General features: G+C 72.3%; 16 protein-coding genes. 9 read left to right on the plus strand and 7 right to left on the minus strand.

Annotation, left to right across the window (positions count from 1 at the left end; translation table 11 throughout):
• Position 1: 1 nt before the first annotated feature.
• From EJV46_RS03425 to EJV46_RS03440, 4 genes are read right to left on the minus strand one after another with little or no spacing between them, the layout of a single operon-like run.
• Entirely contained in the window at positions 2-1,147 is a 1,146-nt protein-coding gene (locus EJV46_RS03425; RefSeq protein ID WP_131547174.1) for an acyl-CoA dehydrogenase family protein, read from the minus strand.
• Entirely contained in the window at positions 1,147-1,950 is an 804-nt protein-coding gene (locus tag EJV46_RS03430; protein ID WP_131547175.1) for an enoyl-CoA hydratase family protein, read from the minus strand. The genes EJV46_RS03425 and EJV46_RS03430 overlap by 1 nt, the downstream gene beginning before the upstream one ends.
• Positions 1,947-2,426 carry a MarR family winged helix-turn-helix transcriptional regulator gene (locus EJV46_RS03435; protein ID WP_131547176.1) on the minus strand — a complete coding sequence of 160 codons (480 nt, stop codon included), beginning with the start codon at positions 2,424-2,426 and terminating at the stop codon, positions 1,947-1,949. Before EJV46_RS03435 ends, EJV46_RS03430 begins: the two co-directional genes overlap by 4 nt.
• On the minus strand, positions 2,426-3,124 hold the full coding sequence (locus EJV46_RS03440; protein ID WP_240782380.1) for an SDR family NAD(P)-dependent oxidoreductase: 699 nt from the start codon (positions 3,122-3,124) through the stop codon (positions 2,426-2,428). Before EJV46_RS03440 ends, EJV46_RS03435 begins: the two co-directional genes overlap by 1 nt.
• Before the next feature lie 102 nt (positions 3,125-3,226).
• On the opposite strand from EJV46_RS03440, the gene EJV46_RS03445 reads away from it, so the two are divergent.
• The 4 genes from EJV46_RS03445 (at position 3,227) to EJV46_RS03460 (ending at position 8,176) form a co-directional block, all read left to right on the plus strand.
• A complete protein-coding gene (locus EJV46_RS03445; protein ID WP_131547178.1) occupies positions 3,227-5,542 on the plus strand; it encodes a bifunctional salicylyl-CoA 5-hydroxylase/oxidoreductase in 2,316 nt (771 codons plus the stop codon).
• Positions 5,539-6,777 carry a flavin-dependent oxidoreductase gene (locus EJV46_RS03450; RefSeq protein ID WP_131547179.1) on the plus strand — a complete coding sequence of 413 codons (1,239 nt, stop codon included), beginning with the start codon at positions 5,539-5,541 and terminating at the stop codon, positions 6,775-6,777. Before EJV46_RS03445 ends, EJV46_RS03450 begins: the two co-directional genes overlap by 4 nt.
• Positions 6,774-7,520, plus strand: a complete 747-nt coding sequence (locus EJV46_RS03455) for an enoyl-CoA hydratase (protein WP_131547180.1) — start codon at positions 6,774-6,776, stop codon at positions 7,518-7,520. Before EJV46_RS03450 ends, EJV46_RS03455 begins: the two co-directional genes overlap by 4 nt.
• A 224-nt stretch (positions 7,521-7,744) precedes the next feature.
• Positions 7,745-8,176: a hypothetical protein gene (locus EJV46_RS03460; protein ID WP_131547181.1), complete on the plus strand. Its 432-nt coding sequence runs from the start codon at positions 7,745-7,747 to the stop codon at positions 8,174-8,176.
• A gap of 45 nt (positions 8,177-8,221) precedes the next feature.
• On the opposite strand, the gene EJV46_RS03465 is transcribed toward EJV46_RS03460, so the two are convergent.
• Positions 8,222-9,175: a tripartite tricarboxylate transporter substrate binding protein gene (locus tag EJV46_RS03465; RefSeq protein WP_131547182.1), complete on the minus strand. Its 954-nt coding sequence runs from the start codon at positions 9,173-9,175 to the stop codon at positions 8,222-8,224.
• Between the two features lie 53 nt (positions 9,176-9,228).
• Positions 9,229-10,866, minus strand: coding sequence for a thiamine pyrophosphate-binding protein (locus tag EJV46_RS03470; protein WP_165585314.1), 1,638 nt, complete (start codon positions 10,864-10,866; stop codon positions 9,229-9,231).
• Positions 10,867-11,044: 178 nt separating this feature from the next.
• Here EJV46_RS03470 and EJV46_RS03475 point away from each other — a divergent pair, with 178 nt between their 5' ends.
• The 5 genes from EJV46_RS03475 (at position 11,045) to EJV46_RS03495 (ending at position 16,063) form a co-directional block, all read left to right on the plus strand.
• Entirely contained in the window at positions 11,045-12,568 is a 1,524-nt protein-coding gene (locus tag EJV46_RS03475) for a circularly permuted type 2 ATP-grasp protein (RefSeq protein ID WP_206020693.1), read from the plus strand.
• Positions 12,562-13,503, plus strand: coding sequence for an alpha-E domain-containing protein (locus EJV46_RS03480; RefSeq protein ID WP_131547184.1), 942 nt, complete (start codon positions 12,562-12,564; stop codon positions 13,501-13,503). Before EJV46_RS03475 ends, EJV46_RS03480 begins: the two co-directional genes overlap by 7 nt.
• Positions 13,504-13,539: 36 nt before the next feature.
• Positions 13,540-14,277, plus strand: a complete 738-nt coding sequence (locus EJV46_RS03485) for a peptidase (protein WP_131547185.1) — start codon at positions 13,540-13,542, stop codon at positions 14,275-14,277.
• A 134-nt stretch (positions 14,278-14,411) separates the two neighbouring features.
• The gene (locus tag EJV46_RS03490) at positions 14,412-15,197 is read left to right on the plus strand and encodes an SDR family NAD(P)-dependent oxidoreductase (RefSeq protein ID WP_131547186.1); all 786 of its coding nucleotides are present in this window, start codon (positions 14,412-14,414) and stop codon (positions 15,195-15,197) included.
• Positions 15,198-15,250: 53 nt separating this feature from the next.
• Entirely contained in the window at positions 15,251-16,063 is an 813-nt protein-coding gene (locus tag EJV46_RS03495) for an aspartate dehydrogenase (protein ID WP_131547187.1), read from the plus strand.
• A gap of 72 nt (positions 16,064-16,135) precedes the next feature.
• On the opposite strand, the gene EJV46_RS03500 is transcribed toward EJV46_RS03495, so the two are convergent.
• A complete protein-coding gene (locus EJV46_RS03500) occupies positions 16,136-17,380 on the minus strand; it encodes a hybrid sensor histidine kinase/response regulator (RefSeq protein WP_165585315.1) in 1,245 nt (414 codons plus the stop codon).
• Between the last annotated feature and the right edge of the window lie 199 nt (positions 17,381-17,579).

The raw sequence follows: 17,579 nt of genomic DNA on the forward strand, positions 1-17,579 counted from the left end.
CTCAGGCCCTGTCCCGCTCGGTGCGCGCGACGATCACACGCTGGATCTCGGAGGCGCCCTCATAGACGCGCAGCGCGCGGACCTCGCGGGTCAGCAGCTCGGGGGCGGAATCCCGGACGACGCCGAGCCCGCCATGCAGCTGCGCGCAGGCATCCGCGATACGGCCGGCGGCCTCGGTGGCGTGGAGCTTGGCCATGCTGGCCTCGCGGGTGACGCGGGGCGTGCCCTGATCCTTGAGCCAGGCGGCGCGATAGACGAGCAGGGCGGCGGCATCCACCTCGACGGCGGCGTCGGCGATGGCGGCCTGGGTCATCTGCTGGTCGAAGAGCGCGGCGCCGAACAGCTTTCGCGAGGTGGCGCGCGCCAGAAGCAGGTCTAAGCCCCGCCGCGCGAAGCCCAGCGCCGCCGCGCCGACCGTGGCGCGAAAGACGTCGAGCGTGGCCATGGCGACCTTGAAGCCGTCGCCGGGCGCGCCGATGCGGTCGGCATCCGGCACGCGCACTTCGTTGAAACGCAGGCGGGCGAGGGGATGCGGCGCGGAAACCTCGATGCGCTCGACGACCGTCGCGGCCTCGCCCGGCATCCAGAAGGCCGTGAGGCCGCGCGTGCCCGGCGCCTCGCCGCTGCGCGCGAAGACGACGTAGCTGCCGGCGATCCCGCCATTGCTGATCCAGGTCTTCTCGCCGTCGATCCGCCAATGCGCGCTGCCGTCGCGCGTCGCGGTGGTGGCGAGGGCGGCGACGTCGCTGCCCGCCTCGGGCTCGGAAAGCGCGAAGGCCGCCAGCATGGTGCCGGCACGCGCGCCGGGCAGCACCTGCCGCCTCAAGGCCTCGCTGGCGAAGAGGGTGATTGCGCCCGTGCCGAGCCCCTGCATGGCGAAGGCGAAATCCGCGAGGCCGGAGTGCCGCGCCAGAATCTCGCGTGCGAGGCAGAGGCTGCGGGCGTCGAGCACGCCGTCCTCCGGCACGGCGACGCGCAGCAGCCCAGCCTCTCCCATGGCGCGCGCCAAAGCGCGCGTGCTGCCATCGGGGTCGTGGTGGTCGGTGAGGCGTTCGGCATTGGCGGCGGCCCAGGTCTCGACCTCCTCCGCGAAGGCGCGGTGCCGCGCCTCGAAAAAGGGCCAGTCGAGGAAGGACCGGTCCGCCATCAGTCGCCCCTGAACACGGGTGTCTGCTTCGCCACGAAGGCCTCGTAGGCGCGGCGGAAATCCTGGGTGGTCATGCAGAGGGCCTGGGCCACCGCCTCGGCCTCGATGGCCTGCTCGATGCCCATCGCCCATTCCATCGCGAGCATCCGCTTCGTCATGCCATGCGCGAAACCCGGCCCCGCCGCGATCTCTTCGGCCAGCGCGCGCGCCTCGGCCATCAGCGCGTCCTCCGCGACGATGCGGTTGAAGAAGCCCCATCGCTCGCCTTCCTCGGCGCGAAGGGCGCGGCCGGTGAAGAGCAGCTCGCTCGCGCGGCCCTGGCCGATCAGGCGCGGCAGGATCGCGCAGGCCCCCATGTCGCAGCCGGCCAGGCCCACGCGGTTGAACAGGAAGGCGGCGCGGGCCCGCGGCGTGGCGAGGCGGATGTCGCTGGCCATGGCGATGATCGCGCCGGCGCCGGCCGCGATCCCGTCCACCGCCGAGATGATGGGCTGCGGGCAGGCGCGCATGGCCTTCACCAGCTCGCCGGTCATGGCGGTGAAGCGCATGAGCCCCTTCGTGTCGCGCTCCAGCAGCGGGCCGATGATCTCGTGCACGTCGCCGCCCGAACAGAAATTCCCGCCGGCGCCGGTGACGATGAAGGCGCGCACGGCATCGTCCTTCGCGGCGGCGCGGAAGATGGCGGACAGCTCCTCGTAGCTCTCGAAGGTCAGCGGGTTCTTGCGCTCCGGCCGGTCGAGGGTGAGCGTCACCACGCCGCCCGAGGAGTCCAGCCGGAGATGCTGCGCGGTCTTGGGGATCATTCCGTGTCGAGCCTGTCGCGGATGGAGGTCTTGGCGCGGCCGAGCAGCCGGTGCAGCTGCGCGCGCTCGGCCTCGGCGAGGCTGCCGAGCAGCTCGGCGATCCACTGCTCGTGCGCGGCGGATTGCTTGGCGAATTCGCGCGCGCCGCGCGCCGTCAGCCGCAGGCGGAAGGCGCGGCGGTCGCCGGCGTCGAGGCGGCGCTCCACCAGCCCCTCCGCCTCCAGCCGCGCGGCGAGGCCGGTGACATTGCCGTTGCTCACCATCATCCGGCGCGAAACGTCGCCGAGCGTCAGCCCCTCGCCGCCACGGTCCAGCGCCGCGAGCAGGTCGAAGCGGGGCAGGGTGGTGCCGAACTCCACGCGCAGGCGCCTGCGGATCTCGGCCTCGACGAGGTTCGCGCAGGTGAGCAGCCGCAGCCAGAGCCGCAGCGAGTCCTTGCCCGGTGCCGCATCGGCCAGCGCGGTCTCGGCGTCCATCAGATCTCGCCCCCGCTGACCGGCAGCGCGGCGCCATGGATGCCGCGCGCCGCATCGGTGCAGAGATACGCGGCCAGCTCCGCGACCTCCTCCGGCTGCAGCAGGCGGCCCTGCGGGTTGCTCCGCGCGAGCTCCGCGCGGGCGGCCTCCCCGTCGCGGCCGGTCTTCGCCGCGATGCGCGCGACGCTCTCGGCCAGCAGCGGCGTCTCGGTGAATCCCGGGCAGATGGCGTTCACGGTCACGCCCTTGGCCGCGACCTCCAGCGCCAGGGCGCGCGTGAAGCCGAGCAGCGCATGCTTGGCCGCCACATAGGGCGCGACATAGCCATAGCCCTTGAGCGCGGCGGTGGAGGCGATGTTCACGATCCGCCCGAAGCCCAGATGCAGCATGCCCGGCAGCACGGCCCGCGAGAGCGCGACGGCGGTCATCACATTCGCCTCGAAGGCCGCGCGGAAATCCGCATTGGCGGTCTTGAGGAAGGGCAGGCTCCCGGCCGCGCCGGCGGCATTGATGAGCAGGGAGAATCCCGGAAGCGGCGGCGGCTCGCGGGCGTCGCCGACGAGGGTCGAGGCGGCCGCGCCGCCCTCGACGGCGGCGAGCAGCGGCGCCTCCCGCCGGCCCAGCACGGTGACCTCGGCGCCCGCGGCGGTCAGCGCCCGCGCGCAGGCCAAGCCGATGCCGCTCCCGCCGCCGCTCACCAGGGCCCGCTGTCCTGCCAGACGATGCATATTTTAAGCTTAAAGCATTGCCGGCCGGCGTCCTTCAAGCGTAATTTGCCGTCACGAAGGATGGAGGCGACCATGCGCATCGCGATCATCGGCGGCGGTCCCGCCGGGCTCTACTTCGCCATCCTGATGAAGCGCGATCGTCCGGCGGCGCAGGTCACGGTGGTCGAGCGTAACCAGGCCGACGACACCTTCGGCTTCGGCGTGGTCTTCTCGGACGCAACGCTCGACGCCTTCCGCGAGGCCGACGAGCCCTCCTACCGCGCGATCGCCGGCAGCTTCGCCTATTGGGACGACATCGAGATCCATGCGCGCGGCGCCACGCACCGCATCGGCGGCAACGGCTTCTGCGGCTGCTCGCGGCGGACGCTGCTCACGCTGCTGCAGAACCGCGCGCGCCAGCTCGGCGTGGTCCTGGAATTCGGCCGGGACGCGAGGCCGGAGGATTTTCCGGAGGCCGACCTGATCGTCGCGGCGGATGGCGTGAACAGCCCGATCCGCGCGGCGCATGCGGACCACTTCCGGCCGGAGATCGACCTCCGCCCCAACCGCTTTGCCTGGATGGGCAGCACGCGGCCGCTCGACGCCTTCAACTTCTTCTTCGAGGAGCGGCCGGAGGGCATCTTCATCGCCCATGCCTACCAGTACGAGGCCGGCGCCAGCACCTGGGTGCTGGAGACCGATCCCGAGACATTCTCGCGCGCCGGCCTGGACCGCATGGATGAGGCCCAGAGCGCGCGGTACATGGAGGGCGTCTTCGCCGAGGCGCTGCGGGGCCACGGCCTCGTCACCAATCGCAGCCTCTGGCGGCAATTCCCGACGATCCGCTGCGGGCGATGGGTGAAGGACAACCTCGTCCTGCTCGGCGACGCCAAGGCCAGCGCGCATTTCTCCATCGGCTCGGGCACCAAGCTCGCCATGGAGGATGCGATCGCGCTGCACGGCGCCTTCCTGGCCGGCGGGGATGTCGCCACTTGCCTGAACCGCTTCGAGACGGGCCGGCGCGAGGAGGTGGAGAAGACGCAGCACGCGGCCGATGTCTCGCTCGTCTGGTTCGAGCATGTGCGCCGCTTCTGGAACTTCTCGCCCGCGCGCTTCGCCTTCGGCGTGATGACGCGCAGCAAGGCCATCACCTGGGACAACCTGCTGCTCCGCGCGCCGGACTTCGTGGCCGAGGTCCAGCAGGCGGTCGCGGCGGAGACGCCGGGCGGCGACCCGGCACGGCCGCCCATGTTCCAGCCCTTCGCCCTGCGCGGCATGACGCTGCCCAACCGCGTCGTGGTCTCGCCCATGTGCATGTATTCGGCGGAGGAGGGCCTGCCCGGCGACTTCCACCTCGTGCATTACGGCGCCCGCGCCATGGGCGGGGCCGGGCTTCTCTTCACCGAGATGACCTGCCCCGCGCCCGACGCCCGCATCACGCCGGGCTGCACCGGCCTCTGGAACGATGCGCAGCAGGCCGCCTGGACGCGTATCGTCGGCATCGCCCACGCCCACGGCGCCAAGATGTGCCTCCAGCTCGGCCATGCCGGCCGCAAGGGCGCGACGAAGCTCATGTGGGAGGGCATGGACCAGCCACTGGAATCCGGCGCCTGGCCGATCGTCTCCGCCAGCGCCTTGCCCTACTACCCGCACAGCCAGGTGCCGCGCGAAATGACCCGGGCCGACATGGACCGCGTCACCGCGGAGTTCGTCGCCGCGGCGAGGCGCGGCATCGCGGCCGGCTTCGACATGCTGGAGCTGCACTGCGCCCATGGCTATCTGCTGGCGAGCTTCCTCTCACCGCTGACGAACCATCGCGCGGACAAATATGGCGGCGCGGTGGAGAACCGCCTGCGCTTCCCGCTCGAGGTCTTCGCCGCGATGCGCAAGGCCTGGCCGGCGGGCCGGCCCATGTCCGTCCGCATCTCCGCCACCGATTGGGCCGATGGCGGCATCACCGACGAGGACGCGCTGGCCGTCGCCCGCGCCTTCCACGCGGCCGGCGCCGACCTCATCGACGTTTCCACCGGCCAGACGGTCCACGATGCCGAGCCCGTCTATGGCCGCATGTTCCAGCTCCCCTGGGCCGACATGCTCCGCAACGAGGCGGGCCTCGCCGTGATGTGCGTGGGCTCCATCACCACGGCGGACCAGGTGAACACCATCCTCGCGGCAGGCCGCGCCGATTTGGTGGCGCTCGCGCGGCCGCATCTGACGGACCCTTCCTTCACGCTCCATGCGGCGGCAGAATACGGCGTGCGCGGCGTGAGCACGCCCGTGCAATATGGGCCTGGCAAGGACGCGCTGTTCCGCAACACGCAGCGCGCGCGGGAGGATCTGATGGAGCTGCGCCGCAAGGCCAAACCCGCGAGCCACGCGCCCGCCCCCCTGGGGCGCGCGGCCGAATGAGCGGCGCGCGCCGGCGCTACAAGGCTCCCCCGCCCCCCGTTCTCGTCGCCGGCGGCGGCATCGGCGGGCTGACGCTCGCGCTCTCGCTGCACGAGCGCGGCATTCCCTGCCTGGTGCTGGAATCGGCGACCGAGGTGAAGGAGCTCGGGGTCGGCATCAACACGCTGCCGCATGCGATCCGCGAGCTGGCCGCCCTCGGCCTGCTGCCGGCGCTGGACCGGGCGGGCATCCGCACGCGCGAGCTGCGCTACCTCAACCGCTTCGGCAGCCGCATCTGGACCGAGATGCGCGGCCTGCATGCGGGGCACGACGCGCCGCAATTCTCGATCCATCGCGGAAGGCTGCACGGCGTGCTCTGGCAGGCGGCGCGGGAGCGGCTGGAGAAGCGGCTCGTCCCGGGCATGCGGCTGGTCGGCTTCGCGCAGGGCCAGGGCAGCGTCACCGCCAATTTCGCCGATGGCTCCAGCATCCGTGGCTCGGCGCTGGTCGGCGCCGACGGCATCCATTCGGTGCTGCGCCACAAGCTGCATCCCGCGGATGGCGGCATCCGCTGGAATGGCATCCAGATGTGGCGCGGCGCGGTGGACTGGCCCGCCTTCGAGGGCGGCGACACGATGGTCGTCGCGGGCGACATGAAGGAGAAGCTGGTCCTCTACCCGATCGGCGCGGGCGCCACGCCCGGGACGCGGCTGACCAACTGGGTCGTCTGCGCCCAGATCGGCGACGCGGCCCAGCCGCCGCCGCGCCGCGAGGACTGGTCGCGCCCCGGCGCGCTGGGGGACGTGCTGCCGCATGTGCAGCGCTTCCGCGTGCCCTGGATCGACGTGGAGGCGCTGGTGCGCGCCACGCCGGAATTCTGGGAATACCCCATGTGCGACCGCGACCCGCTGCCCTTCTGGTCGCAGGGCCGGGTGACGCTGCTCGGCGATGCCGCGCATCCCATGTATCCGGTCGGCTCCAACGGCGCGTCGCAGGCGATCCTGGATGCGCGCGCGCTGGCGGCGCTGCTGTCGGAGAGGCCGGTGGAGGAGGCGCTTGCCGCCTACGAGGCCGCGCGCCTGCCCGCCACGCGGGAGCTGGTGCTGACCAACCGGCGCGGCGGCCCGGAGCGCGTCGTGGACGTGGTCAGCGAGCGGGCGCCGGACGGCTTCGACAGGCTGGAGGAGGTCATCGCCATCGACGAGCTGGCCGCCATTGCCCGGGGCTACGCGCAGGTGGCAGGCTTCGCGCGATGAGAATCGCAATCGAGCGCCGGGGCGACATCCGGCAGGTCGTCGTCGCCAACCCCGCCAAGCTGAACACGCTGGGCTCGCCGCTGCTGGAGGAGCTCGCAAAGGCCTTCGACGTCGAGGACGACATTCGGGCCGTCGTGCTGACAGGCGAGGGCGACCGCGCCTTCATCGGCGGCGCCGACATCAGGGAGATGGGCGCCGTGACCACCCCGGCCGGCGGCGAGGCCTTCATCCGCCGCGTGCATGGCGCCTGCGCCGCGATCCGCGCCTGCCGCGTGCCGGTGATCGCGCGCATCCAGGGCTGGTGCCTGGGCGCCGGCCTCGAGATCGCGGCGGCCTGCGACCTCCGCATCGCCGCGACCGTCGCGAAGTTCGGCATGCCGGAGGTGCGCGTCGGCATCCCCTCGGTGGTCGAGGCGGCGCTGCTGCCGGGGCTGATCGGCTGGGGCCGGACGCGGCGCCTGCTGCTGCTGGCCGAGACCATCGGCGCGGAGGAGGCCGAGCGCTGGGGCTTCCTGGAGCGCGTGGTGCCGCTGGAGGCGCTGGACGCGGCCGTGGAGGAATGGGTGGGGCTGATCCGCGAGGCCGGGCCCATCGCCATCGCGAACCAGAAGGCGCTGATCCGGCAATGGGAGGACCTGCCCATGAGCCAGGCCATCGCGGCCGGCATCACGGCCTTCGCGAAGAGCTTCGAGACCCCGGAGCCCAATGCGATGATGGGGCATTTCCTCTCCAGGAAGCGTTAGGTGTATGGTCCCGCGCGTGACGCACCGTTCTGCCCTATCCCGTCTCGTTCCGCGCCGGATCTCCGCCTCCGGCGATAGGCCGTCCGAAGGGTAGCCGTCGCGGGGGCGATCCTTGGCGCGGCCGCCCGCGGGCCTGATTTCCAGGCCGGCGCCCCCCGTGCCCCGCTCCGGCCATCCTTGTCCCCCAGAATCGCGTTATGAACTTCCGCTATCAGGAGTCCCCGATGCTTAAGCGCCTTTCCCTGCTGCCTCTTCTCGCCCTCGCGACCGCCTGCGCCACCGTCCCGGGCGCCACTGTCGATCCGGCGGCCCGTCGCGCCATGATGCAGGCGTTGCCTGACCAGGCGAGCTGCCGCCCCACGGAGCCCGAGGGTGCGCGCGCCTGCACCATGCGGCTGGGGACGAAGGAGGTGCGGGTTTCCCAGTATCAGAACCTCACCACGATCCGCTACGACGCGGCCGACACCGCCGATCCGGCCTTCGTCGCCGGCATGCGCCGGGTGCTGACCACGGCCAACACGCCCAATCTCGACCGGGCGATGACGCTGATCACCAGCCATGGCCGGTCGGGTGCCATGGAGAACTTCACGACCGGCTGCTTCCCCGACGAAAGCACCCCGCCGGTCAACCGCTGCTTCGTGATGCTGACCTACTGAGCGCGGCGAGGACGGATGGCCGGCCGCTGCCGGCCGGCCATCCGGTCAGTCCAGCCGCACGCCCGTCGTCCGGATGACCTCGCCCCAGCTGTCGATCTCCGAGCTGATGAAGCGGCGCGCCTCCTCCGGGCTGCCGCCGACCGGCAGGCCGCCGCCCTCCAGGATGCGCGACCGCACCTCCGGCAGGGCCACGGCGTCCCGCGCGATCGCGGCATAGCGCGCGAGCAGCGGCGCGGGCGTTCCGGCCGGCGCCAGCAGGGCCACCCAGCTCGAAGCCTGCAGCTCCGGCATGCCCAGCTCCTTGAAGGTCGGCACGTCCGGCAAGGCGGGCCAGCGCTCGTCCAGCGCCACCGCGAGCGGCCGCAGGCGGCCGGACTGCACGGCGCTCAGCGTGGTGGTGATGTTGTTGAAGGAGGCGTCGACCTGGCCGGCCATCAGCTCGACCATCTGCGGCCCGGCCTCGCGATAGGGCACGTTGGTCAGCTCGATGCCGAGGCGCAGCTTCATCAGCCCGCCCGCGAGGGTCTGGGTGCTGGCGGCGCCGAGCGAGGCATAGGTCACGCGGCCCGGATGGGCGCGGGCATAGTCCACGAATTCCTGGAAGGTGCGCGCCGGGAAGTTCGGATGCACCACCAGCAGCGTCGGCAGCATGGCCAGCAGCGAGATGGGCGCGAAGTCCCGCCGGATGTCGTAGGGCAGGTTGGGCTGCGTGCCGGTGATGGCGAAGATCGCGGCCGTCACCAGCAGGGTGTTCCCGTCCGGCCGCGACTTGGCCACGAGGTCGGCGCCGATGACGCCCGAGGCGCCGCTGCGATTCTCCACCACCACGGCATTCGCGCCGAGGCGGCTCTGCATCTGCGGCGCCAGGAGCCGGGCGATCTGGTCCGTGCCGCCGCCCGGCGAATTCGCGACGACGAGGCGGATGTTCGACTGGGACTGGGCCAGGGCCGGCGTGGCGAGCACGGCCGGCGCGGCGCCCATCAAAGTTCTGCGGTGCATGACTTCCTCGTTGGTTTGGTTGCCGAGGAAGCTATCGCAAATCTTTGATTCGACTATCCTCTCAGGGCCTTGATCTGCGCCGGATAGGAGCCGGGATCGACGCGCACGTCGATCAGCCGCGGGCCCTTCGTCGCCAGCGCCTCGGCCAGCGCCGTCGTCAGCCCCTCGGCGTCGTGCGCGCGCCAGGCCGTGCCGCCCATGCCCCGCATCACCTGCGCGAAGTCCACCTCGGGCCAGTCCAGCGCGCCGCCGGGCAGGTCGCGATCGCCCTTCTTGATGTCGATGAGCGAGAGCGTCGCATCGTTGAACACCACGACCGTCAGGTTCAGCCCCAAGGCGGCCGCGGTCGCCAGCTCGCCGACGGCCATCAGCAGCCCGCCGTCGCCCGTCAGCGCGATCGCGCCGCGCGCCGGGTCGTGCCAGGCCGCGGCGATCGCCGCGGGCAGCGCGTAGCCCATGGTGGCGAGGCCGTTGGAGATGAGCAGGTCGCAGGGCCGCTCCGCCTGCCAGAAGGTGGTGCAGGGGAACATATGCGCCCCGGCATCCACGGCGACGCGCGGATCGGCACCGAGCTTGCGGCAGGCCGCCTGCGTGACGCGCACCAGCGCGGAGGGCGACATGCCGCGATTGCCGCTGGCCGTGTTCTCCAGCGCGGCGAGCCAGGCCTCGCGCAGCGCGACGAGGCGGCCGTCCGGCCAGGCGCGGCGCGGGGCGTCCTCGGCGAGTGCCGCCGCGGCGATCTCCCAGGCGCCGGTGATGGCCACCGCCGGCCTGCGGTATTCCAGCGCCCGCGCGGCGGTTGCGAGGTCGAGAATCGGCGCGTCGAAGCGCCAGGGCTGCGGGATGAACTCCACCGGGTCGGCGCCGGCGAGGATGATGAGGTCGGCCTCGCGCAGCAACGGCGCCTCCGCCTCGCCGCCGGTGAAGATGCCGCCGAAGAGCGGGTGCGCGTCGGGCAGCACGCCCTTGGCCTTGTAGGTGACGAGGCCCGGGCAGCCGAGCGATTCCACCAGGCGGCGGGTGGCCGCGCAGCGCGCGGGCTCGGTCGCCTCCAGCCCGATGACGACGGCGGGGCGCTTCGCCGCGGCGATCAGCCGGCGCGCGGCCGCGATGTCGGACTCCGCGGGCGCCGGCAGCACGGGGAGGCGCAGGGCCGGGGCCGGGGGCGTGGGCGCGCGGGCCGCGTCCCCGGCGAGCTCCAGATAGGCCGGGCCGCGCGGCGCGGCCATGGCCGCGGCCAGGACCTCGGCGGCGGCGCCCGGATGGCCCGCGGCGCGGCACTGGGCGCGGGTCACCGGGGCCATCATCGCCGCCTGGTCGAAGAGCTGGTGGGTGGCGATCGCGGCCTCGCGCGCGCCGAAGCCGTCGGCCACCAGGATCACCGGGGCGCGCTCCAGATCGGCATTGGCCATGCCGTTCGCGGCGTTGGAGACGCCGGGACCGCGCGTGGTCAGGAGACCCACGGGCCGGTGCGTCAGCTCGGCCAGGGCGGCCGCCATGATGCCGGCGCCGTTCTCGGTGCGCGCCAGCACGAAGGGAATTCCCGCCGCCTTGGCCGAGGAGATGAGGTCGAGGCTGGAGCCGCCGCCGGGCACGCCGAAGATCGCGGGCATCCCGGCCTCGGCAAAGCTCCGCGCCACGGCGTCGGCGCCGGTAGACGCTGCGGCGGCGACATGCGGCTGGTCGTTCATTCTGGATTCTCCGAGGCTTGGCAGGATCATAGGCGAGCCTCCGCCTTCACCCAAGCCGGCGCGGACCTGCCCGCATCCTGGGCAGGCGCGCGCCGGGGCCTCGCTTTCGCGGCCGGTCTGGCTTGCGCAGGGCGCGTGGCCGGGCCCAAGCTTCCCGCAGGATGGAGCCGGGTTCTGCATGACGGGAATCGCGTTCGACGAAATGGGCGAGGGCGACCGGCTGCGCCCCGCCTATGCGGCCATCGCCGAGTGGCTGCGGCACACGCCGCAGGCCGATCTCGCGGCCAAGCGGGCCGAGGCGGAGGTGCTGTTCCGCCGCGTCGGCATCACCTTTGCCGTCTATGGCGAGGGCGGCGATCCGGAGCGGCTGATCCCCTTCGACATCATCCCGCGCATCCTCGGCCGGTCGGAATGGGACGGGCTGAGCGCGGGCCTGTCGCAGCGCGTGCGGGCGCTGAACGCCTTCCTCGCCGACGTCTACGGCCGGCAGGAGATCCTGCGGGCGGGCAAGATCCCCGAGCGGCTGGTCAACGGCAACGAGCAGTTCCGCCCCGAGATGCGGGATTTCCTGCCGCCCGGCGGCATCTACACCCACATCGCCGGCATCGACGTGGTGCGCACGGCGCCGGACCAGTTCTACGTGCTGGAGGACAATGCGCGCACGCCCTCCGGCGTCTCCTACATGCTGGAGAACCGCGAGGCGACGATGCGCCTCTTCCCCAGGCTGCTGGCGCGCCACCGCGTCGCGCCGGTGAACCGCTATCCCGAGGAGCTGCTGGCCACGCTGAAGGCCGCGGCGCCGGAGCGGGCCGGGCCCAATCCCACGGTCGCGATCCTGACGCCCGGCTCCTACAACAGCGCCTATTACGAGCACTGCTTCCTCGCCGACGAGATGGGCGTCGAGGTGCTGGAGGGCGCGGACCTCTGCGTGGAGGACGACATCGTCCACATGCGCACGACCGCGGGGCCGAAGCGGGTGGACGTGCTCTACCGCCGCATCGACGACGACTACCTCGATCCGAAGGTCTTCCGTCCCGACAGCATGCTGGGGGTTCCCGGGCTGATCGCCGCCTACAAGGCCGGCAATGTGGCGCTATGCAACGCGCCCGGCTGCGGCATCGCGGACGACAAGGCCATCTACCCCTACGTGCCGGAGATGATCCGCTTCTATCTCGGCGAGGAGCCGAGGCTCGACAACGTGCCGACCTGGCTCTGCGAGCAGGAGGATCACCGGGCCTATGTGCTCGACCACCTGCACGAGCTGGTGGTGAAGCTGGCCCAGGGCTCGGGCGGCTACGGCATGATGATCGGCCCGCACGCGACGCAGGCCGAGCGCGCCGAGTTCTCCGCCCGCATCCGCGCCCGGCCGCAGGACTACATCGCCCAGCCCACGCTCGCGCTCTCCACCGTGCCGACGCTGGTGGACCAAGGCATCGCGCCGCGCCATGTGGACCTGCGGCCCTTCGTGCTCAGCACCAGGGACGAGGTGCGCATCGTTCCCGGCGGCCTCACGCGCGTGGCGCTGCGCGAGGGCTCGCTGGTGGTGAACTCCTCGCAGGGCGGCGGCACCAAGGACACCTGGGTGCTGGAGCGCGACCCGCCGGCCGGGGAGGGGCGGAGCCACACGCAAGGCCAGACCCAGGGCCAGACGCAGAGCCAGGGCCAGACGCAGGGCCAGGGCCAGGGAGGTGCCGCATGCTGAGCCGCACCGCCGAGAGCCTCTTCTGGCTCGGCCGCTACACGGAGCGCGCGGCCAATGTGGCGCGGGGCCTCGCGGTGGCCTCGCGCATGGCGAGCCTTACCGACGAGTTGAACGCCGAGAACGACCAGTGGCGGCCGCTGCTCGTCGCCGCCGGCTGCGAGCCCGCCTTCTTCGAGCATCACGGGGAGGCGACGGAGGAGAAGGTCGTCGATTTCCTGGTGCGCGATCCCGCGAACCTCTCGGGCATCATTCCCTGCTTCTCCGCCGCGCGGCACAACGGACGCAGCGTGCGCACCGCGCTGACCGTGGACATGTGGAGCGCCCTCAGCGACAGCTGGACCCGGCTGCGGCACGTGACGCCGGCGGACTACCAGGGCGAGAAGCTGCCCGGCTTCCTCGAATGGGTGCGCGAGCGCGTGCTGCTCTTCAACGGCGCCGCCATGGACACCATGCTGCGCGGCGAGGCCTGGATGTTCGTGCAGCTCGGCACCGCCCTGGAGCGCGCGGACAACACGGCGCGGCTGCTCGACGTGCGGCACGACCTGCTGAGCGCCACGGCGCAGGGCTCCACTGTGCAGCACGGGCAGTGCCAGGCGGTGCTGCAATCGGTCTCCGCGCTGCGCGCCTATCACTGGACCTATCGGGAGCGGCTGGACCCGGCGCGGGTGGCGGAGTTCCTGATCCTCAGGCCCGAGATGCCGCGCAGCCTCGCCGCCTGCTACGACCGGGTCGTCGAGGTGCTGGAGCTGATCGCCTCGGTCCAGGGCGGCCGCAAGGGCGAATGCCACCGCATGGCCGGGGAGGCCCAGGCCGCGCTGCGCTTCGGGCGCATCGAGGACATCCTGACATCGGGGCTGCACGCCTATCTGACGCAGGCGATCGACGGCGTCACGGCGCTGGGCGGCGAGATCGAGGCGTTCTACATCCGGGCGTAGGGCGCGCCCGCAAGAGGCTGGGACGGAGACCGGATCATGACCTATTGCGTCGGCCTCCTGCTGGACGAGGGCCTCGTCATGCTCTCGGACACCCGCACCAATGCGGGGCTCGACAACATCTCGACCTTCTCCAAGATGCTCACCGTGGAGCACCCCGGCGACCGCGCGCTGGTGCTGATGACGGCCGGCAACCTCGCCATCACGCAGACGGTGTGGAACCTGCTGCAGGCGGGCGTCTGGCTGAACGGCATCTCGCAGAAGCTCACCGACGTGCCGGACATGTTCACCGCGGCGCAGCTCGTCGGCGCGGCGGTGCGGCAGGTGGCCGCGATGGACAGGGCGGCGCTGGCGGCCCAGGGCCTGGGCTTCGATTGCAGCCTGCTGATCGGCGGGCAGATCGCCGGCGGCGCGCCGCGGCTCTTCCTGGTCTATTCCGCCGGCAACTTCATCGAGGCGACGGACGGCACGCCCTTCCTGCAGATCGGCGAGCACAAATACGGCAAGCCCATCCTGGACCGCGTGCTGACGCCGAGGACCACGCTGATCGAGGGCGTCGCGCTGACGCTGGTCAGCATGGACAGCACCATCCGCTCGAACCTCTCCGTGGCCCTGCCGCTGGACCTCGCGGTGGTGCGGGTGGATCAGCTGCGGATCTGCACGCGGCGGCGAATCACCGAGGACGACCCGTATTATCGCACCGTGCGCGACGGCTGGTCCGCGGCGCTGCGGGACGCCTATCTCGCGCTGCCGCGGCCGGATTTCGTGCTCGGCTGACCAGCCTCCTTCAGCGCCGCGCCCAGGTCCTCGCCGCGCGCTCCGTCACGCGCGGGGAGCTCTTCCGCGCCTCCAGCTATGCCGGGCGGCCCTGGCGGCGTTAGTCTCGGCGCGAACCCGGGAAGGAAATCCGCATGAACCTCACCATCGACGGCCGCAACGCGCTCATCACCGGCGGCTCCAAGGGGCTCGGCCTGGCCATGGCCAAGGCCTTCGCGCAGGCCGGCGGCCATGTCGCGCTGGTGGCGCGCGGCGCCGAGGCGCTGGAGGCCGCCAGGGCCGAGATCCAGGCCGCGGCACCCAAGGCCAAGGTCGCCGCCGTGCCGGCCGATATCCGCACGATCGAGGGCTGCGCCGCGGCCGTGGCCGATGCGGAGAAGGCGCTGGGGTCCATCGACATCCTGGTGAACAATGCCGGCACCTCGCAGCGCGGGCCTTTCCTGGAGGTGGGCGAGGAGCTGTGGAAGGACGACCTGGACCTCAAGCTCATGGCCGCGGTCCGGCTGTGCAAGGGCGTGCTGCCGGGGATGAAGGCGCGCAAATGGGGCCGCATCATCAACGTGCTGAACATCGGCGCGAAGGCCCCGGCCGCGGGCTCCGCGCCGACCAGCGTGAGCCGCGCGGCGGGCATGGCGCTGACCAAGGCGCTGGCCAATGAATTCGCGCCGGACAACATCCTGGTGAACGCCATGCTCGTCGGCATCATCGAGAGCGACCAGTGGGTGCGCCGCCACGCGGCCGACAAGCGCAACATCACCTGGGAGGAGTGGAAGGCGGAGCAGGGCGCCCCGGTTCCGCTGGGCCGCATCGGCCGGGCCGAGGAATTCGCCGCCATGGCGCTGCTGCTGGTGAGCGAGCAGGGCGGCTACGTCACGGGAACGGCGATCAACGTGGATGGCGGGCGCAGCCCCGTGGTGTGATCGGGGCGCCCCCGCGGCTTCAAGGGGGGCCGGCCCTCTGCTATCCCTTGCGGATGGCACAGGAACTCACGGTCGGCATCGCCGGCCTCGGCGCGATCGGACTGCATCTGGCCCGCGCGCTGGACAGGGGCGTGGACGGGCTCCGGCTCGTCGCCGTCAGCGCGAAGGACCAGGCGAAGGCGGCGGCGAATGTCGCGGGCTTCCAGGCGAAGCCGGCGATCACCGGCCTCGCCGAGCTGGCCGAGCATGCGGATATCGTGGTCGAGGCCGCGCCCGCCGCGGTCTTCGAGGAGGTGGCGACCGCCGCCATCATGCGCGGCCGCATCTTCGTGCCGAGCTCGGTCGGCGCGCTCCTGCCGCGGATGCATCTCGTCGAGCGGGCGAGGCAGAACGGCGCGCGCATCGTCGTGCCGACGGGCGCGCTGCTCGGGCTGGACGCGGTGCGGGCCGCGGCGGAGGGCGCGGTCTCCTCGGTGACGATCGAGACGCGCAAGCCGCCGGCGGGCCTGGCGGGCGCGCCCTATCTCGAGATCAACAAGATCGACCTGACGGGCGTCGACTCGCCGAGGCTTGTCTTCAAGGGCAACGCCTTCGACGCGGCGCAGGGCTTTCCGGCCAATGTGAACGTGGCGGCGGCCCTGGCGCTGGCCGGCATCGGGCCCGAGCGCACGATGGTCGAGATCTGGGCGGACCCGGGCGTCACGCGCAACACGCACACCATCCGCGTGGAGGCCGACGAGGTGCGGCTCACCATGACGATCGAGAACGTGCCGAGCGTGGAGAATCCCCGCACCGGCAGGATCACGCCGCTGAGCATCCTGGCCTGCCTGCGCGGCCTGACGAGCACCCTGAAGGTCGGCAGCTAGGGCGGGTTCGCGACCCCCGCGGCGCGGGCGCCGGGGGCTGGCCCCGGGTCCGCACGGCCGGCCCTTCCGGGTTCAGTCCGCGGCTCCGCTCGGCACGAGCAGGCTTGCCTGGCAGCCGCCCTCCGGCAGCGTCGCCAGCCAGAGCTCGCCCCCATGCGCCTCCGCCACGCGCCGCGCCAGCGCCAGGCCAAGCCCCGCCCCGGCCCAGCCGCGGCTGTGCGACATGTCCCTCTGCAGGAAGGGCGTGCCGAGCTGCGCCAGGATCTCGTCGGGAATGCCCGGCCCCTGGTCGATCACCTCGAAGCGGGTCCAGTGCGGGCCTTGCGGCTCCCAGCACAGCCGCACCACCCCGCCGGGGGGCGAGGCCTTGACGGCATTGTCCAGGAGCTGGAACAGCGCGCGCTCGAGGCGATGGAGGTCGCCATGGATCCGCACCTCGGGCCCGCCCTCCGGCACCACGACGACGTTGCGGGCGCGTGCCGCCTCGGTGGCCGCCGCGCGCGCCCGCTGCGCGATCGAGGCGGCCGAGTCCCCGGCCGCCGGGCCCAGCCCCCGCCGGTCCTGCAGCGCCACCACGTCCAGCGCCACCTCGATGAGCTTCAGCAGGCTGTCGCCCGAGGCGCGGATGAGATTGGCGTATTCGCGCAGCTCCTCCGGCGGCAGGCCGGGCGAGGTGGCGATCACCTCGGCGAAGCCGATGATCGGGATGAGCGGCGAGCGCAGCTCGTGCGAGACGATGGCCAGCAGGTTGTAGCGGGCGCGCTCGCTCTGCTCGAGCGCGGTGCGGGTGTGCTGCAGCCCGTGCTCGGATTCGACGAGCCGGCGCAGCAGCCCCTGGCGCTCCTCCTCCGAGAGGCGGCCGCGATGGTGGATCTCCGCCTCCCGCGCGGCCCGTGCGCGGCGGGCCAGCGCCGAATGGGCGGCGCGCCGCACCACATCCGCGATCTCGGCGAAGCGGAAGGGCTTCCGCACCAGGTCGAAGGCCTGGGCCCGCATGGCGGCGATCGCGGTCTCGGTATCGGCGAAGCCCGTGATCATGATGATCTCGAGCGCGCGCGCCTCCTCCGACTGGGCGAGCAGCTCCGCGGCGAGGTCGAGACCCGTCTTGCCGGGCATGGAGATGTCGGACAGGACGACGCAGATCGACGGGTCGGCGGCGATGCGGGCCTTGGCCTCCTCCGCGCCGAAGACGCCATCGGCCTGGAGGCCGACCCGCTTCAGGTAGCAGGTCAGCGCCTCGACGATGGCGCGCTCGTCATCGACCACCAGGATGCGGGCCGTGGCGAGGTCGGCCTCACGGAACGGCGTCTCGTTCACGGCGGCGCCTCGCTGCGCGGGCGGTCGCCGGTGCCGGCCGGCTGTGGAGAGGCCATCCCATGTCCCACGATCACGCGAGAAGCATACCACGCCTGGGGCCATGATCTGCCCCCGGGCCATTCTTTGTACTTGGGCCGGCATCTGAGACTGCCGGCCCGTCCCGCGCGCCCCACGTTCCGCAGCGGCGGCGCGGGCGGCC

Origin of the sequence: Roseococcus sp. SYP-B2431 (assembly GCF_004336745.1) — a bacterium.
In the GTDB taxonomy this organism is placed as follows: Bacteria; Pseudomonadota; Alphaproteobacteria; order Acetobacterales; family Acetobacteraceae; genus Roseococcus.

What these genes read in the sequence shown, in the direction of transcription:
- EJV46_RS03425 (WP_131547174.1), bottom strand. Translation starts at nt 1,147, where the DNA reads ATGGCGGACCGGTCCTTCCTCGACTGGCCCTTTTTCGAGGCGCGGCAC.
- EJV46_RS03430 (WP_131547175.1), bottom strand. Translation starts at nt 1,950, where the DNA reads ATGATCCCCAAGACCGCGCAGCATCTCCGGCTGGACTCCTCGGGCGGC.
- EJV46_RS03435 (WP_131547176.1), bottom strand. Translation starts at nt 2,426, where the DNA reads ATGGACGCCGAGACCGCGCTGGCCGATGCGGCACCGGGCAAGGACTCG.
- EJV46_RS03445 (WP_131547178.1), top strand. Translation starts at nt 3,227, where the DNA reads ATGCGCATCGCGATCATCGGCGGCGGTCCCGCCGGGCTCTACTTCGCC.
- EJV46_RS03450 (WP_131547179.1), top strand. Translation starts at nt 5,539, where the DNA reads ATGAGCGGCGCGCGCCGGCGCTACAAGGCTCCCCCGCCCCCCGTTCTC.
- EJV46_RS03455 (WP_131547180.1), top strand. Translation starts at nt 6,774, where the DNA reads ATGAGAATCGCAATCGAGCGCCGGGGCGACATCCGGCAGGTCGTCGTC.
- EJV46_RS03460 (WP_131547181.1), top strand. Translation starts at nt 7,745, where the DNA reads ATGCTTAAGCGCCTTTCCCTGCTGCCTCTTCTCGCCCTCGCGACCGCC.
- EJV46_RS03465 (WP_131547182.1), bottom strand. Translation starts at nt 9,175, where the DNA reads ATGCACCGCAGAACTTTGATGGGCGCCGCGCCGGCCGTGCTCGCCACG.
- EJV46_RS03470 (WP_165585314.1), bottom strand. Translation starts at nt 10,866, where the DNA reads ATGAACGACCAGCCGCATGTCGCCGCCGCAGCGTCTACCGGCGCCGAC.
- EJV46_RS03475 (WP_206020693.1), top strand. Translation starts at nt 11,045, where the DNA reads ATGACGGGAATCGCGTTCGACGAAATGGGCGAGGGCGACCGGCTGCGC.
- EJV46_RS03480 (WP_131547184.1), top strand. Translation starts at nt 12,562, where the DNA reads ATGCTGAGCCGCACCGCCGAGAGCCTCTTCTGGCTCGGCCGCTACACG.
- EJV46_RS03485 (WP_131547185.1), top strand. Translation starts at nt 13,540, where the DNA reads ATGACCTATTGCGTCGGCCTCCTGCTGGACGAGGGCCTCGTCATGCTC.
- EJV46_RS03490 (WP_131547186.1), top strand. Translation starts at nt 14,412, where the DNA reads ATGAACCTCACCATCGACGGCCGCAACGCGCTCATCACCGGCGGCTCC.
- EJV46_RS03495 (WP_131547187.1), top strand. Translation starts at nt 15,251, where the DNA reads ATGGCACAGGAACTCACGGTCGGCATCGCCGGCCTCGGCGCGATCGGA.